Annotated in this window: 16 protein-coding genes; 4 read left to right on the plus strand and 12 right to left on the minus strand. The window is 68.7% G+C overall.

Translation table 11 applies throughout. The features are described from left to right. The first annotated feature begins 216 nt into the window (after positions 1-216). Positions 217-1080, plus strand: a complete 864-nt coding sequence (locus tag VGT00_08285; protein ID HEV8531400.1) for a M23 family metallopeptidase — start codon at positions 217-219, stop codon at positions 1078-1080. 15 nt (positions 1081-1095) lie between these two features. Then, positions 1096-2679, plus strand: coding sequence for a tetratricopeptide repeat protein (locus VGT00_08290; protein ID HEV8531401.1), 1584 nt, complete (start codon positions 1096-1098; stop codon positions 2677-2679). On the opposite strand, the gene VGT00_08295 is transcribed toward VGT00_08290, so the two are convergent. The 12 genes from VGT00_08295 to VGT00_08350 form a co-directional block, all read right to left on the minus strand. Next, entirely contained in the window at positions 2662-3441 is a 780-nt protein-coding gene (locus VGT00_08295) for a DUF429 domain-containing protein (protein ID HEV8531402.1), read from the minus strand. The two genes, VGT00_08290 and VGT00_08295, sit on opposite strands and share 18 nt — an antisense overlap. Beyond that, on the minus strand, positions 3438-4325 hold the full coding sequence (locus tag VGT00_08300) for a PhzF family phenazine biosynthesis protein (GenBank protein HEV8531403.1): 888 nt from the start codon (positions 4323-4325) through the stop codon (positions 3438-3440). Before VGT00_08300 ends, VGT00_08295 begins: the two co-directional genes overlap by 4 nt. Then, positions 4322-5350 (minus strand): phytoene/squalene synthase family protein, encoded by a 1029-nt coding sequence (locus VGT00_08305; GenBank protein ID HEV8531404.1) that lies wholly within the window; start codon positions 5348-5350, stop codon positions 4322-4324. Before VGT00_08305 ends, VGT00_08300 begins: the two co-directional genes overlap by 4 nt. A gap of 179 nt (positions 5351-5529) precedes the next feature. Continuing rightward, positions 5530-5820: a hypothetical protein gene (locus VGT00_08310; protein HEV8531405.1), complete on the minus strand. Its 291-nt coding sequence runs from the start codon at positions 5818-5820 to the stop codon at positions 5530-5532. 21 nt (positions 5821-5841) lie between these two features. Continuing rightward, a complete protein-coding gene (locus tag VGT00_08315; GenBank protein ID HEV8531406.1) occupies positions 5842-6561 on the minus strand; it encodes an ABC transporter ATP-binding protein in 720 nt (239 codons plus the stop codon). Continuing rightward, positions 6561-7298 carry an ABC transporter ATP-binding protein gene (locus tag VGT00_08320; protein ID HEV8531407.1) on the minus strand — a complete coding sequence of 246 codons (738 nt, stop codon included), beginning with the start codon at positions 7296-7298 and terminating at the stop codon, positions 6561-6563. The genes VGT00_08315 and VGT00_08320 overlap by 1 nt, the downstream gene beginning before the upstream one ends. Beyond that, positions 7291-8274, minus strand: coding sequence for a branched-chain amino acid ABC transporter permease (locus VGT00_08325; GenBank protein HEV8531408.1), 984 nt, complete (start codon positions 8272-8274; stop codon positions 7291-7293). The genes VGT00_08320 and VGT00_08325 overlap by 8 nt, the downstream gene beginning before the upstream one ends. A gap of 160 nt (positions 8275-8434) precedes the next feature. Further along, entirely contained in the window at positions 8435-9319 is an 885-nt protein-coding gene (locus tag VGT00_08330; GenBank protein HEV8531409.1) for a branched-chain amino acid ABC transporter permease, read from the minus strand. 210 nt (positions 9320-9529) lie between these two features. Beyond that, positions 9530-10717, minus strand: a complete 1188-nt coding sequence (locus VGT00_08335) for an ABC transporter substrate-binding protein (GenBank protein ID HEV8531410.1) — start codon at positions 10715-10717, stop codon at positions 9530-9532. Between the two features lie 32 nt (positions 10718-10749). Next, the gene (locus VGT00_08340) at positions 10750-11637 is read right to left on the minus strand and encodes an SMP-30/gluconolactonase/LRE family protein (protein HEV8531411.1); all 888 of its coding nucleotides are present in this window, start codon (positions 11635-11637) and stop codon (positions 10750-10752) included. Next, positions 11634-11825 carry a 4-oxalocrotonate tautomerase family protein gene (locus tag VGT00_08345; GenBank protein HEV8531412.1) on the minus strand — a complete coding sequence of 64 codons (192 nt, stop codon included), beginning with the start codon at positions 11823-11825 and terminating at the stop codon, positions 11634-11636. Before VGT00_08345 ends, VGT00_08340 begins: the two co-directional genes overlap by 4 nt. Positions 11826-11851: 26 nt before the next feature. Continuing rightward, on the minus strand, positions 11852-12733 hold the full coding sequence (locus VGT00_08350; protein ID HEV8531413.1) for a dienelactone hydrolase family protein: 882 nt from the start codon (positions 12731-12733) through the stop codon (positions 11852-11854). Positions 12734-12887: 154 nt separating this feature from the next. On the opposite strand from VGT00_08350, the gene VGT00_08355 reads away from it, so the two are divergent. Together VGT00_08355 and VGT00_08360 are read left to right on the plus strand one after the other, a co-directional pair. Then, positions 12888-13937, plus strand: a complete 1050-nt coding sequence (locus tag VGT00_08355) for a PD-(D/E)XK nuclease family protein (protein HEV8531414.1) — start codon at positions 12888-12890, stop codon at positions 13935-13937. Continuing rightward, a complete protein-coding gene (locus tag VGT00_08360) occupies positions 13934-14647 on the plus strand; it encodes an HAD family hydrolase (protein HEV8531415.1) in 714 nt (237 codons plus the stop codon). Before VGT00_08355 ends, VGT00_08360 begins: the two co-directional genes overlap by 4 nt. Positions 14648-14666 lie beyond the last annotated feature (19 nt).

Consider the following 14666-nt stretch of genomic DNA (forward strand, 5'->3'; position numbering starts at 1 on the left):
GCGTAGGCGCCTCCGCCCTGCCCCCCATCCCCCGAGACGGGGGTCGCTCACCGCCCCGCCTGCGGCGGGGACGGCTCGCGGGGCGGAGGCGCCCTGCGCTTCGGGGCGCGCTACGGCTCGTCGGATTCGCTCCGGACGGCACCCGGCCCACGCCCATCTCGCGCACTACCGTTGCCGTTTCTTCGGACTTCAGAACCGGCCGCGTACAATCGCGGCATGATGATTCGTCTGGGCGTTGTGGTGGCGCTGTCGGTGCTGCTGGTCTTGCCGGCGGAAGGGGCGGTTAGGGTGACGGCGACGCCGTCCTCGCTGCGTCAGGGGGACACGGGCGCGCTCGTCGTCACCGGCGTGCCCGATGCCAAGGTGATAGAGGGCAGCGTCGGCGAGCGGCCGCTCATCTTTTTCCCCTATGCCGATGGCTACGCGGCCTTGATCGGGGTGGACCTCGCGGCGCCGGCGGGGCAGACGCCGTGGCGCGTGGGCTGGGTCGACGCCACGGGCAACCCGCGAAAGGCCGCGGGCACGCTCAGGATCAGGTCTCGGAAATTTCCCGTGCAGAAGCTGTCGCTGCCCGGGAACATGGTCGATCTCGACCGCGCCACCGAGCAGCGGGCCAACAAGGAGGCGGCCCAGCTCAACACGCTCTACAGCATGGTCTCGGGCGAACGGCTCTGGCGCGGCCACTTCACTCGGCCCGTGGCCTCCACCGGGCCCGGGGATGGCTTCGGCGCGCGGCGGATCATCAATGGCAAACCCCGCTCGCCTCACTCCGGGCTCGACTACTCGGCGCCCACGGGGACGCCGGTCGTCGCCGCCAACCGGGGCCGGGTCGCCCTCATCGGCGACTTCTTCTTCGGCGGACGCACGGTGGCCGTGGACCATGGCCAGGGGCTCTATACGCTCTACATGCACCTCGATCGGGTGCAGGTGGCCGAGGGTGCGCTCGTGGAGCGTGGAGAGACGATAGGGACGGTGGGCAGCACGGGGCGCGCCACGGGGCCGCACCTGCACTGGGGCGTCCAGCTGCGGCGCGCGCGGGTGGATCCCGAGGGACTGCTCGCGCTGCCCGTGAGGGACTGAGCCTCTCGTGACCGGATGAGGCGCTCGACGGCGCGGCCCGCCGCTCCGTCTGCGGACGCGCGGTCCGCCGAGATGCTGGTCGCCCTCGGCGTGGCCGGGCTGACCTGCATGGTCTTCCTTCCCGCCCTCGGCGGCGGCTTTCTGCCATGGGACGATGAAGCAAATCTCGTCGTCAATCGCGCCTGGCGCGGGCTTGGTCCATCCCAGCTCGGCTGGATGCTCACGAGCTTCCACAAGGGCCACTGGATACCGGTGACGTGGCTCTCCTTCGCCCTCGACCATGTCCTGTGGGGCATGGATCCTCGGGGCTATCACCTGACCAGTGTCCTCGTCCATGGCGCCAATGCCGGACTGGTCTGTCTTCTCGCCATGCGGCTCCTCGAAGCGGGGCGGGGCGCCGAGCGCCTCGCCGGCGGGGCCGCCGCCGCCCTGGCTTTCGCCCTTCATCCGCTCCGCGTCGAGTCCGTGGCCTGGGTCACCGAGCGGCGCGACGTGCTCTCGGCATTCTTCTTCCTGGTGTCCCTGCTCGCCTACCTTCGAGCGGTCCGGGAGGAGCCGGTCTGGCGGAGCCGCTGGTACTGGCTCGCCCTCGGCGCCTTCGCCCTGTCGCTCGGGTCCAAGTCGATGGCCGTGAGCCTGCCCGTGGTCCTCCTCATCCTGGACATGTATCCGCTCGCGCGCGGGCGGGGCGCCTGGCGCCTGCGACTGATCGAGAAGGCTCCCTTCGCGCTCCTCAGCCTGCTCGCGGCCGCCGTGGCCACGGTTGCCGTGCGCGCGGGAGGCAGCGTGAGCAGCCTGGCCGATCTCGGCGTGGCGCAGCGCCTCGCCATCTCGAGCTATTCGGTCGTCTTCTATCTCTGGAAGACTCTCGTTCCGGCGGGGCTCTCGCCGCTCTACGAGCTTCCGCTGGAGCTCGACCCGGGGGCGGCCGTATACCGTCTGAGCATGACGCTGGTCATCGCGATCCCCGTGGCGGCGCTGGTGCTGCGGCGGCGTCAGCCGTGGCTCCTCGCGGCGTGGGCGGCCTATGTGGTGATGCTGCTTCCCGTGGTTGGCATCGCCCACAATGGTCCGCAAATCGCCGCCGACCGCTACACCTACCTGCCATGTCTGCCCTGGGTCATCCTGCTCGGAGGGCTCGTGGCTCTCCTCTGGAGCCGCTCGTGGTCGATCCCCGTGGCTGGCGCCGCCCTCGGCCTCTTGGCCTGGCTCACCATCGGGCAGATCCGCGTGTGGCACGATCCGGAGGCGCTGTGGACGCATGCCCTCCTGGCCTCTCCCTCGGCCGTCGCGCATTCGAGCCTCGGGGTCGCTCTGGACGAGCGCGGCCGATCCGACGAGGCCATCGCCCACTTCCAGCAGGCTCTCCGCGTCAACCCGCGACTCGCTCACGCGGAGAACAACTGGGGTATCGCGCTGGCGAAACAGGGACGCTGGGAGGAGGCGGCGCGACATTACGAGGCCGCGCTACGGATCGATCAGCGCCATGCCGAGGCGCACGCGAACCTGGCCGTGGCCCTCGGTCGCCTCGGCCGCTATGCCGAAGCACAACGCCACATGGAAGAGGCCCGCGCGCTTGTCCTATCGCGCACTCGCTAGGGCCGGGGCCAGGATGTAGCCGCTCCGCCAGGTGTCGGCGCCGTCGGGATAGAAGCGCATGGAGCCCTTCTGGAAGACCTCGAGCGCCGCGCCGACCGCGCAGAGGATGGCGTCCCACCGGTCTTCGATGGACTTGAGCTCGGCGCCCGACATGGACGCCCGCGGCCGCAAGGCGACGAGGGCGCGCCACGCCGAATCCCCGGCGACGACATAGCGCCCGCCCAGCGCGGTCCGGCAGCGCTCGATGAAGGGTTGGAGCCCGTCCTCGACCCAGCGCCGTCGAGGGCCGAAGTGACGCTGCTTGTATTTCACGATGGTGAGCCCGGGCTTCCGGTCGAGCGCGAAGAGGAGCACCTGGAGCGCGTTCGGATAGATCTCGCGTATGGCCGGGCTCGCGCTTCTCGGACACCAGGCGGGGCCGAATGCGTCGAGGGGGTACGTGGAGAGCAGGGCCGAGATGAAGGCATCGAGACCGGGGTACCGAGGCGGGCTGTGCGTCGAGGCGTGGAAGCGCCCGAAGCAGCTCGAGATCTCGTTGTCGCAGCCACGCCGGCCGGCGCCCAGACCCAGCAGCGGGGCGTCGATGGCGACCGAGGCTCGGTGATGAGCGACATGCTTGGCGATCCAGCCGAGCACCTCCGCATGACGAGCGAGGCTGCGCGGGATCTCGCGCAGGTGGAGAGGAAAGCGCTGCCCGCCCAGGAGGGCCACGCCCGAGGGATTGCCGTCCTTCCACGCGAGGTCGACGCCGAGAAATCTCACGCGGGCGGGCGGGCGATGCTGCCGGCCATCACGCTCACCGCGGAGCCGCCCACGCGGACGCGGCCCACGGCGCCGTCCTGGACGAGGAGCTCGACGCGAAGCCGCCCGGGCCGCCCGAGGCCGTCGCCCTGCTCGGCCGTGAAGGCCGCCATGGTGCCGGCGGGGCGCAGCAGGCCCGCTTCGAAAAGCCAGAGGCCGATCGAGGAATGAACGGAGCCGGTGACGATGTCCTCGGGGATGCCGTAGTGCGGCGCGAAGAAGCGGCTGTGGGTGGCGGAGTCCGCCTCCACCGTCTCGCGCGAGACGACGCAGACCCCGCGGACGCCGGCATGCGTGGCGACCTCTCCGAGGGCGGCCATGTTCGGCTTGAGGGCCCGGAGGACCTCGAGCCCGGCCACGGGGATGACGAGATCGTGGTCCGGCGTGGTGACGGCGGCCGCCCAGCCCGCGGCGGCGGGCAGACCGATCGCCTCGCGCACATGCGCGAGCTGTCCCGTGAACGGGTGAAGCGTCGGTACCTTGGGCTCGAGCCAGATCAGCCGCCGCGTCTTGTCCGCGACCACGCTGGCCCCGAGGTGGCCGCTCATCGTCTCGAAGACAACGCGCTCGTCACGGAGCCGGCCCGCCTCGAGGAGGGCGTGCACGGCGGCGATCGTCGTGTGGCCGGAATAGGCGACCTCCCGCTTCGGCGTGAACCAGCGCAGGTGCCAGTGGGCGCCCTCCCGCGCGGCGGGGGTGAGGAAGGCCGTGCCGGGGAGGTTCGTCTCCGCGGCCACCGCCTGCATCTGCGAGTCCGATAGCCCGCGGGCATCGAGGACCACGGCGGCCGGATTGCCCGTGAAGGGCCTCTCCGCGAACGCGTCCACCTGGAGGATGGGGATCACAGGCGGATTCGCTCGCGGAGCTGGCGCGCTTTTCTTGCCAGCATGCGAGAGGACCAGACGGTGGCCATGGACTGCGCCATCATGCCGTAGACGCGGAAGCGCGGGACCTTGAGGACCACGTCGGGGTCGAGCCAGTTCGGCGACTGCGCGAGGAGATCGAGGGTGCGCAGGCCGATGAGGAGCGGCCACGCGCAGGCCAGGCGCATCCGGGTCTCGCGCTTGGGGATGGCGAAGGTATATTGCCAGCCCGCCTCGTAGTGATCGAGGGCCAGGTTGAGCAGCTCGACGAGCAGCGGTCGGAGCGTGGCGCCGGCCGCGGGATCGAGGAGGTCCTTGGGCTCGAGCCCCAGCCGGGCCAGGTCGCGGCTCGGCAGATAGCAGCGGCCCTGCCGCAGGTCGCGCGGAATATCGCGCAGCACATTCGTGAGCTGGAGCGCCTTGCCGAAACGGATGCCGAGCGCCTTCATGGTCTCGAGGTCCCAGTGCTTGAGCCGCGTCCGGTGGGCGACGTGGACCTCCGTCCAGAACTCGCCGACGCAGCCGGCCACGAGGTAGGTGTAGCGGTCCAGGTCGTCGCGCGACTCGAGGGCGGCGAGGCCCGTCTCGTCCTCGCCGGGGAAGCGGCGCAGATCCTCGGTCATTCCCTCGATGATGGTCTCGAGGACATGGCGGACGCGCTGGCGATCCGCCACGGGCAGCGCCTGGTACGCCGCGAAGCACTCGGGCAGGCGCTCGAGCAGGGTGCGCTCGGCTGCCAGAGACTGGATGCCGCGCGTCGCGGCCACGAGAGCGGCGAGCCGGCCCGGGACCAGGATGTCGAGCTCGCCGCGGAAGGCGAGCAGGTGAGTGATCCGCAGCTCCCGGTCGACCAAGCGCGTGTCGGCGATGGTGTCGGCCGCTCGCGCGAAGAGATAGGCCAGCCCCAGGATGGGTCTGACCGAGGCTGGGAGCACGGCGAGGGACAGATAGAACGAGCGGCTGACGCGCTTGAGCAGGTCGGACGTCAGGTCAGGCGGCTTTTTCATTGTGAGTCAGGGGGGAGCGATCGCCGATCTCGTTTGAGGGTTGGCTCGGCTCGCCTTCGGCTGCGCCTCACGCAGCAATCCCCGACCCCCCCCCACCGGTCACCCGCGAGGCTCGGCTTCTCAACAAGGTCCTCGGCATGTCCGCGGGCGGGAGGGTCGGGGCAACCCTCGGCGCGAGCCTAGTCTAAATCCATAGGATTGATGGGCTTGCGGGGGTCGTCCTTGGCCTTCTTGAGCGCCTGCTGGAGCTTGGCGTCGAGCACCTTGCCCTTGTTCTGCTCGGCCTTCATCTGCTCCAGGAAGCGCTCCTCGCGACGGGCCGCCTCGCCCTGGAGCGAGGTGATGGCATCGCCCAGGCCTAAGCCCGAGCTCTTCCGCGGCGGCGGCTCGTGGGCCACCACCGCTTCGAGGCCTGCGTCTATGGTCAGCCGGCCATTGCAGCAGGGGCAGGTGATGATGAAGGTCGCCATGGCTCACACCCTACCAGAAAATCAGAGCGCAAGGTATTGGGCCCGGATGGACTCGTCCTCCCGGAAAGCACGGGCCGTGCCCTCGTAGCGGATATGCCCCTTCTCGAGGACGTAGACGCGGTCGGCCAGATCGAGACAGAAGTCCACGTTCTGCTCGGCGAGGAGGATGGTCATCCCCTCCCGGGCCAGGCGGCCGATCTGCTCCTTGAGATGGTCGACCACGAGCGGGGCCAGCCCTTCCGAGGGCTCGTCCAGGAGCAGGAGCTCGGGGTTGCCCATCAGGGTGCGCGCGATCGTCAGCATCTGCTGCTCGCCGCCGGAGAGGAAGCCGCCCTGCCGGTTTACCAGCTCGCGAAGCTTGGGGAAGAGATCGAAGACCCGCTCGAGGGTCCAGCCCTGATTTCCCCCCCGGTCGCCCCCGCGGACACGCGCGGCGACGTCGAGGTTCTCCCACACGGTCAGGTCGGCGAAGATGCGGCGGTCCTCGGGAACGAAGCCGATGCCGAGCCCCGCGATCTCGTAGGGCTCGCGGCCGGTGATGTCCCGCCCTTTCCACACGACGTGTCCCTGGCGCGCCGGGGTCAGGCCCATGATGCTCCGCATGGTCGTGGTCTTGCCCACTCCGTTTCTCCCCACCAGGCATACGCACTCGCCCGCGGCCACCGCGAGGGAGACCCCGAAGAGCACCTGCGAGAGACCGTAGGAGGTGTAGATCTCCTTCACCTCGAGGATGGCGGCCATCAGTGCCGCTCCCCCAGATAGACGCGGCGGACTTCCGGATGGCGGCGGACCTCGTCCGGCACACCGTCGGCGATGACCCGGCCCTGGTGGAGCACGGTGATGCGATGGGCGATGGCGAAGACCACCTCCATGTCGTGCTCCGTGAAGAGCAGGGTCAGGTCCCGCTCGCGCCCGATGCGCTCGATGAGCTGGATCGACTCGCGCGTCTCCTGGGCCGACATGCCGGCCGTGGGCTCGTCGAGGAGGAGGATCTCGGGCTCGAGGGCGAGGGCGATGCCGAGCTCGAGCTGCTTCTGGTTGCCGTGAGAGAGATAGCCCGCGACCTCGCCGGCCTTGTCGAGGAGCCCGACCTGGGCGAGGACGGACTCCGCCTCCTCCCGGAAAAGGCGCTCCACGCGCGCGAAGAGGCTCCAGCCGCGGCCACGGTGGGACACGTAGGCGGCCTGGACGTTCTCGTAGACCGTGAGCTGGGGAAAGATGTTCGTGCGCTGGAAGGAGCGGCCCATCCCGAGGCGGCAGAGGTCGTGGGGCGGGATCCCCGTGATCTCCCGGCCCTTGAAGCTGACGCTGCCCGCGTCAGGCCGGAGGTGGCCCGTGATCAGGTTGAAGAGCGTCGTCTTGCCCGCGCCGTTGGGCCCGATGATGGCGCTCACGGAGCCGCGCGGCACGGAAAAGCTCACCCCGCCCACCGCCTGAAAGCCGTCAAAGCTCTTGCGGAGCTCGCGGACCTCAAGCACGCGCGGCCCCTCGCATGAGCCTCCGCCCGAGGCCGAGGGCGGCGCCGGCAATCCCCCCGGGAAAGACGAAGAGGAGCACGACGAGGATGGTGCCGAGGATGAGGGGCCAGTACTGTGTGTACGAGACGATTTGCTGGTTGAGCCAGAGGAGCACGAGCGCTCCCAGGGCCGGCCCGAAGAAGGAGCCCATGCCCCCCAGGAGCGTCATGATCAGCACCTCGGAGGACTTGGTCCAGTAAGCGAAGTCCGGGAAGACTCCTCGATTGAAGATGCCGAAGAGCCCGCCGGCCAGGCCGGCGAAGGCGCCCGCGATCACGAAGGCGCCGAGCTCGTAGCGTCGCACGTTGACCCCGATGAACTCCGCGCGCTCCGGGTTCTCACGGATGGTCGTGAGCATGCGCCCGAAGGGCGACCCCACGATGCGGCGGAGGAGCCACAGGCAGCCGCCGACCATCAGGAGGGTGAGAAAGTAGAAATATTCCGAGGTCCGGTAGCCGCCGAGCCAGGGCACCGCGCTCGCCACGCGCTCGAGCCACGCGAAATCCGGATAGGGGATCTCCGGCATGCCCTGCTCCCCGCCCGTGACCTCGTTCCACTTGAAGCAGATGGCCCAGACGATCTGCGCGAAGGCCAGGGTGAGCATGGCGAAGTAGATGCGCGTGAGCCGCACGCAGAAGAAGCCGAACACGACAGCAAAGAGGCCGGCGAGGAGCCCGGCGGCGGGGAAGGCGAGAAGAAAGGGCACTCCGGCCTTCTTCATGAGGAGCCCGGTCGTGTAGGCGCCGATGCCGAAATAGGCGGCATGGCCGAACGACACCAGCCCGGTGTAGCCGACGAGGAGATTGAGGCTGGTGGCGAAGAGCGCCCAGATCACGACGTCATTGGCGAGGAAGGTGTAGTAGCGCGAGCCGAGCGCGGGGACGAAGAAGGCGGCGATCAGCACGAGGACGGGCCAGCGAGAGCCCAGCCTCTTCATGCCGCGCTCGTGGTCATTGGAATTTGGCCGCCGAGGCGCCTGCGCAGGGCTCCGGCGCGAAGCGTTCGGGCGGATATCCGGCGTGGTCATTGGAATTTGGCCGCCGAGGCGCCTGCGCAGGGCCTCCGGCGCCCGTCGTTCGGGCGAATATCGCGTGCGGTCATTTCAGGGGCCGGCCGAGCAGGCCCCAGGGCCGGACGATGAGGACGGCGGCCATGAGAGCAAAGATCGAGAAAATGGAGAAGCGCGGAAAGAACAGGATGCCGAAGGAGAGGACCTGCCCGTAGATGAGGGCGCCCAGAAATGTCCCCCAGAAGGAGCCGAGCCCGCCGATGACCACGACCACGAAGGCCTCCACGATGACCTCCGTGTCCATGCCGGGGACGATGGCCCGCATGGGTGAGATGAGGGCGCCCCCGAGCCCGCCGAGAAACGAGGCCAGCATGAACACGCCCGTGTAGAGGGCCCTGACGTTGACGCCGAGCGCGCCCAGCGTCTCTCGGTCCAGAGCGGCCGCGCGGATGAAGCGCCCGATTCGCGTGCGCTGGAGCACGTACCAGAAGCCGAGGGCGATGGCGGGACCGAGGAGGATGATGAAGAGGTTGTAGTCGGGAATGGTCGCGCCGAAGACGCTGACCGCGCCCGTGAGGCCCGGCGGCCGTCCGACGGACTTTTGCTGGGTGCCCCAGATGATCCTGGCGACATCGCTCAGGATGAGGACGAGGGCATAGGTGAAGAGGAGCTGGTAGAGCTCCTCCTTTCCATAGAGGCGCTGGAAGAGGAAGCGCTCGACGATTCCGCCGAGGAGGGCGACCCCCGTGGCCGCCCCCAGGGCAGCCACCCAGAAGGTGACCGGGCCCGTCCCGAGCCACTGCACGATCTGATAGGCGGAGTACGCGCCCAGCATGTAGAAGGTGCCGTGGGCGAAGTTGAGCACGCGGAGGACGCCGAAGATGAGCGACAGGCCCGAGGCGATGAGGAAGAGGAACATCGCCGCGGTCAGGCCGCTGAGCGACTGCGCGAAGACGAACGAGAGGTCGGGCATCGAAACAGGCCCCCTCACTTTCTCAGCCCTCACTTCGTCGCTCTCCTCGCCTTCTGAATCAACTCAGCTCTCGTCTCGCGCCTCTGGCGCTCAACTCGAACGGCGGGCAGCGACTCAGCTCGAACTGCGGCCCTCTCCCCCGCGACGGGGGAGAGGGACTTCTCTTATCCCTCTCCCCTCAGGGGAGAGGGCCAGGGTGAGGGGAGAGACCTAGTCCATGAACTTGGTTGGATCGACGTAGGTGATGGGCTTCATGATCGGGAAGGCGTACTTCGGGTCCTTCACCGTCTTGCCGTAGAGCTGGCCGCGGTTCGCCTGATGGTCTTTCTCGCGAATCGTCTGCTTGCCGATGGGCGTGTCGATGGTCAGCCCGAGGAGAGCCTTGGCGACCTTGTCGGAGTCGGTGCTTCCGGCCTTCTTGATCGCCTCGGCGAGGAAGGCCATGCCGATATAGCCCTGGATGGCCCACGACGACGGGTATTCGTCCTTCAGGTATTTGGAGAGGCGCGCGGTGTAGTCCTTGTGCGGGCCGGGATTGTCCTCCCAGTAGAAGGCGTCATACGAGTTGCCCCAGATTCCCACCGGGTAGTCCGCGCCCATGGACTTGGTCGTCTCGGGCGAGGCCGCTTCGCCCAGGCCGATGAAGTTGTACTTGAGGGCGTCGAAGTATCCCAGGGCCCTGGCCTGCTTCGAGAAGGTCACGAAGAAGCCGCCCCAGATGGACGAGACCACCGCCTCGGGCTTCTTGGCCATCTGGGCGTTGATGAACGGGTTGTAGTCCTGCTCGCCCAGCTTGGGCCACTGCTGGTCCACGATCTCCACGCCGGGCTTGAGCCTCTTGATGTGCTCGACAAAGGACCTGGTCACATCCTGGCCATACGCGTAGTCGAAGGCAATGGTGGCGATCTTGGTCACCGGCCACTTGGCCACGATCTCGGCCGCGCTCCGGCCCTCCATGGTCGTGTTGGCGGCCACGCGGAAGACATACGGGTGCAGCTTGTCGGCCGCCGTCAGCTGATCGGTCTTGGGAATCGGCGCGATGAAGACGATCTTGTTCTCCTTGGCCACCACGGAGACGGCGGGACCCTCGGCAGAGGTGAGCGTCCCCATGAGGAAGTCCACGTTCTCCTTGAGGATGAGCTCGCGCGCGACCCGAACCGCCTCATTGGCGTCGGCCTTGGAGTCGCGCATCAGGAGCTCGATCTTCCGGCCGAGGACGCCGCCCTTGGCATTGATCTCGTCCACGTACATCTGGGCGCCCTTGGTGGCGGGCTCGCCGAAGAGCGCGGGTGGCCCGGACAGCGGCATGGGCACCCCAACCTTGATCGGCTTCTGAGCTTCCGCAGCCAGCGGCAGAGCCACTAGCGCGGCGAGGAGCAAAAACAGTGAGCGGACCATGACGGGCCTCCTTTGACGGTTCGCGGCGCGGGCTACAGGGCCGGGAAACCCGGGACCTGTACCCGAATCCGGTACACGGATGTGGACGCGGTGATGTAGAGACTCCTGTAGTCATCGTCGCCCCAGGCGAAGTTGGCCGTGTGCTCGGGGACCTTGATCACCCCGAGACAGACCGCGTCATGCGTGAACACGTGGATGCCGCCGGGCCCGCAGCAGTAGACATTGCCCGCGGAGTCGAGCTTCATGCCGTCGGGCGCGCCGCGCCCCTCCCCCGTGGTCTCGGCCCACACGCCCCCGCCCGTGAGGCCGCCGTCGGCCTTCACGTCGAAGACGCGGATGTGCGTGCGCGCGGTGTCGTTGACGAAGAGCCGGCGCCCGTCGAGCGAGAAGCACAGGCCGTTCGGTCTGTCGAAGTCGTCCACCAAGAGGGTGGGATGCTTCGGGTCGGCGCCGGCGCGATACACGCTCTGGTGCGACAGCTCCTGCTCGCGCTTGACTCCGTAGAAGTCCGCGCGGCCGTAGGGTGGGTCGCTGAAGTAGATGCCGCCGTCCGCGGCGCACACGATGTCGTTGGGGCTATTGAGCTGCTTACCCTCGTAGTGGGTGGCCACGGGGGTGATGCGGCCGTCGGGCTCGGTCCGCGACACCTGGCTCGAGGCGTGCTCGCAGGCGAGGAGCCGGCCCTGCCGGTCCCAGGTCAGGCCGTTCGATTTGTTGCAGGGCTTGCGGAAGGTGGTGACGCCGTCCGTGGCCGACCAGCGGCGAAGGTGGTCGCCGGGCATGTCGCTCCACAGCAGGTACTTGCCCGTGGGATGCCAGAGGGGTCCCTCCGTGAAGAGACAGTCCCCCGCTATCTTCTCGAACTCGACCGCCCGGCCGACGACGGCCGTGAAGCGTGGGTCGCGGATCTCGACGGTCACGTCTTCATCGGCTGGCCGGGCTTGCCCGCGGCATACCAGTCGTTGGGCTTGACCTCCTCGATCACCACCCACACCGCTTCCTTGGGCAGGCCCGTGACCTCGGTGATGGCCCCGGTCACGCGCTTGGCGATCTCGTCCTTTCGCTCCTTGCCCCACCCTTCGTAGATGCGGATATTGACGAATGGCATGCGGCTCTCCTGTGGGCGCCTCGCGCTCAGGCCTTGAGGGACTTGGCGAACAAGTCGGTGCAGCGCTTCCACGCGTCGGCGGCCGCCGCCGCGTTGAAGGACGGACGGTAGTCGGCGAAGAAGCCGTGGCTGGCGCCCGGGTACACGACGACCTCGACGTTCGGGTTATGTTGCTTGACGAGCTCGCCCATCTTGCGGGCATCGACTGGCGAAGGACTCGTGTCCTGTTCACCGCTCAGGGAGAGGAGCGGAATCTTGATGTCCTTGGCCACGTCGAAGCCGGTGACGGGCATCGGCTGATCGGGGTAGGGGCGCGCCGGCGGACCATACCAGGCCACGGCCGCCTTCATGTCCGGATTGGTGGCCGCAACCTGGAAGACGCTGGAGCCGCCCCAGCACCAACCGGTGACGCCCGCGCGGTCTGCGCGCGCGCCGGGCCGCTTCTTCGCCCAGTCCACCGCCGCCGCGACGTCGCCGAGCAACTGCTTGCGCGGCACGGCGAGAACGATTTTCATGATGTCCTGGATGTTCGGGAGCTGAGCGGTACCCCCTTCGCGCTTGAACAGCTCCGGCGCCACCGCGTAGTAGCCGGCCTTGGCGAAGCGGCGCGTCACGTCGCGCACCCATTCGTGGACCCCCCAGACTTCCGAGATGCACACCACGATGGGCGCGGGGCCGCCGGAAGCGGGGCGCGCCTCGTAGACGGGCATCATGTAGTCGCCGATCTTGACCTCGGCGTCGCCGGCCTGTATGCCGGTGGTGTCGGTCTTGATGGCCTGAGCCAGGGCCTTGTCCACGGCCACCGCGTAGCCGGCGAACGTGGCGCCTGCCACGAGCACCTGCCGCCGCGTGAGCCCGCTCGTCTCGCTTTCCCCCGTGGTCTCCGTCCCCACCGTCACGTCGCTCATTCGTGCATCCTCCCGTTATGGACTCGCGTCGAGGAAACTCTTGGCCGCCCCTGATGTTCAAGCCGTCGCGGGCACGCGTGCCCCGAAGTCTAGGTGGGGGCCGCTCGCCTGTCAATGCGTGCCCGTGCGCGCGCCGACCTGATAGACTCGGAGCGTGGCCGACCTCGTCAACGACTTTTCCTGGTCCCGTACTCGCGACAATGTCTTCAAGGACTGCCGCCGGCGCTACTTCTACCAGTACTACGGCGCCTGGGGCGGCTGGGAGGCGGATGCCGACCCCCTCGTGCGCCGCCTCTACGTCCTCAAGCAGCTCGGGACCCGGCAGATGTGGGCGGGGCGGCTTGTCCACGAAGCGGTGGAGCGGGCCCTCCTCGCCATGCGCGACGGCTACGCGCTCTCCGAAGCCGCGCTGATCGAGGATACCGTGCGGCAGATGCGCGGGGAGTGGCGCGGCTCGAGGGCCGGCGTCTACCACGAGCATCCCAAGCGCACGGGGCTCTTCGAGCACGAGTACGCGGTGCCCATCCGGGACGCCGAGTGGCAGGCCCTCCGCGACCATGTCGTCCGCTGCCTGCGCAATTTCCACCGGTTGCCCCTCCTCGCCGAGATCAAGCAGACTCCGACCGAGCGCTGGACCTTCATCGAGGACATCGGCTCCTTCGCCTTCGAGGGCACCCGCGTCTTCTCCGCGCCGGACTTCGGCTTCTGGAACGCCGCGGATCGCCTCCAGCTCGTGGACTGGAAGACGGGCGGCAGTGGCGGGGAGAGCGCGGCCATCCAGCTGGGCGGCTACGCGCTCTACGCCCTCGAGGTCATGGGGGTGGATCTCCAGCGCGTGGATCTGCTCGAGGTCAATCTCGGATCAGCCAAGGTGACCGCGCATCCCTGGGACGAGGTGAGCCTGGACCGGGTGCGCGAGCACATCCGTCTCTCCGTGCGCGCGATGCGGGCCTATCTCAAGGACTCGGACAGGAACCTCGCCGAGGAGGGGAACTTCGAGAAGAGCGAAGACTTGCGCATCTGCCGCTGGTGTAATTTCCGGGCGGTCTGCCGTCCCGAGCTGCCGCCGTTCTCGACGGCGGAGGCGGTGGAGGGAGCGACGCCGCTCCCCCCCGGATCCGAAAAAATTCATGCGGTGGGGGGGGCCGGGGGAGGAGCGACGCCGCTCCCCCCCGGATCCGAAGAGATCGAGACGGTATCGTGAAGGCCCTCCTGGTCGACCTCGACGACACGCTCCTCGACTACACCGGCGGCGTCGACGCCTCGTGGGAAAGCGCGTGCCGGGCTCTGGCCCCGACCGCGGGCCTCGATGCGCCCGCCCTCGCGGACGCGGTCCGGATCGCGCGGCGCTGGTTCTGGGACGATCCGGGTCGCCAGCGGAGCGAGCGCATGAACATGATGGGGGCCTGGGGCAAGATCGTCGCCAATGGGCTCGAGCGGGTGGGCGCGCCGAATCCCGGGCTCGCGGCCCGCATCGCCGAGGACTTCGCGGCTCGGCGCTGGGCCGTCATGCGGCTCTTTCCGGGCGTGCCGGAGGCGCTGGGCCGGCTGCGCGCCAACGGCGTGCCCATGGCCCTCGTCACCAATGGCGACACGAGCCAGCAGCGACGGAAGATCGAGCAATTCGACCTCGGCAGCTTCTTCGACGTGATCGTGATCGAGGGCGAGTTCGGAGTCGGCAAGCCCGAGGAGATCGTCTACCGCCACGCCCTCGAGGGCCTGGGCATCGCTCCCGCCGAGGCGTGGATGGTGGGCGACCACATCGAGTGGGACGTGGCGGCGCCGCAGCGGCTCGGCCTGCGCGGCATCTGGGTGGACCGCGAGCGGACGGGCCTGCCCGAGGGCATCTCCGTGCGGCCCCACCGCATCGTGCGGGAGTTTTCGGAGGTCTTGGACTCGACCCCCTCACCCTGACCCTCTCCCCCACTGGGGG

The sequence above is a fragment of the Candidatus Methylomirabilota bacterium genome, from assembly GCA_036002485.1.
Taxonomy (GTDB): Bacteria; Methylomirabilota; Methylomirabilia; order Rokubacteriales; family CSP1-6; genus AR37.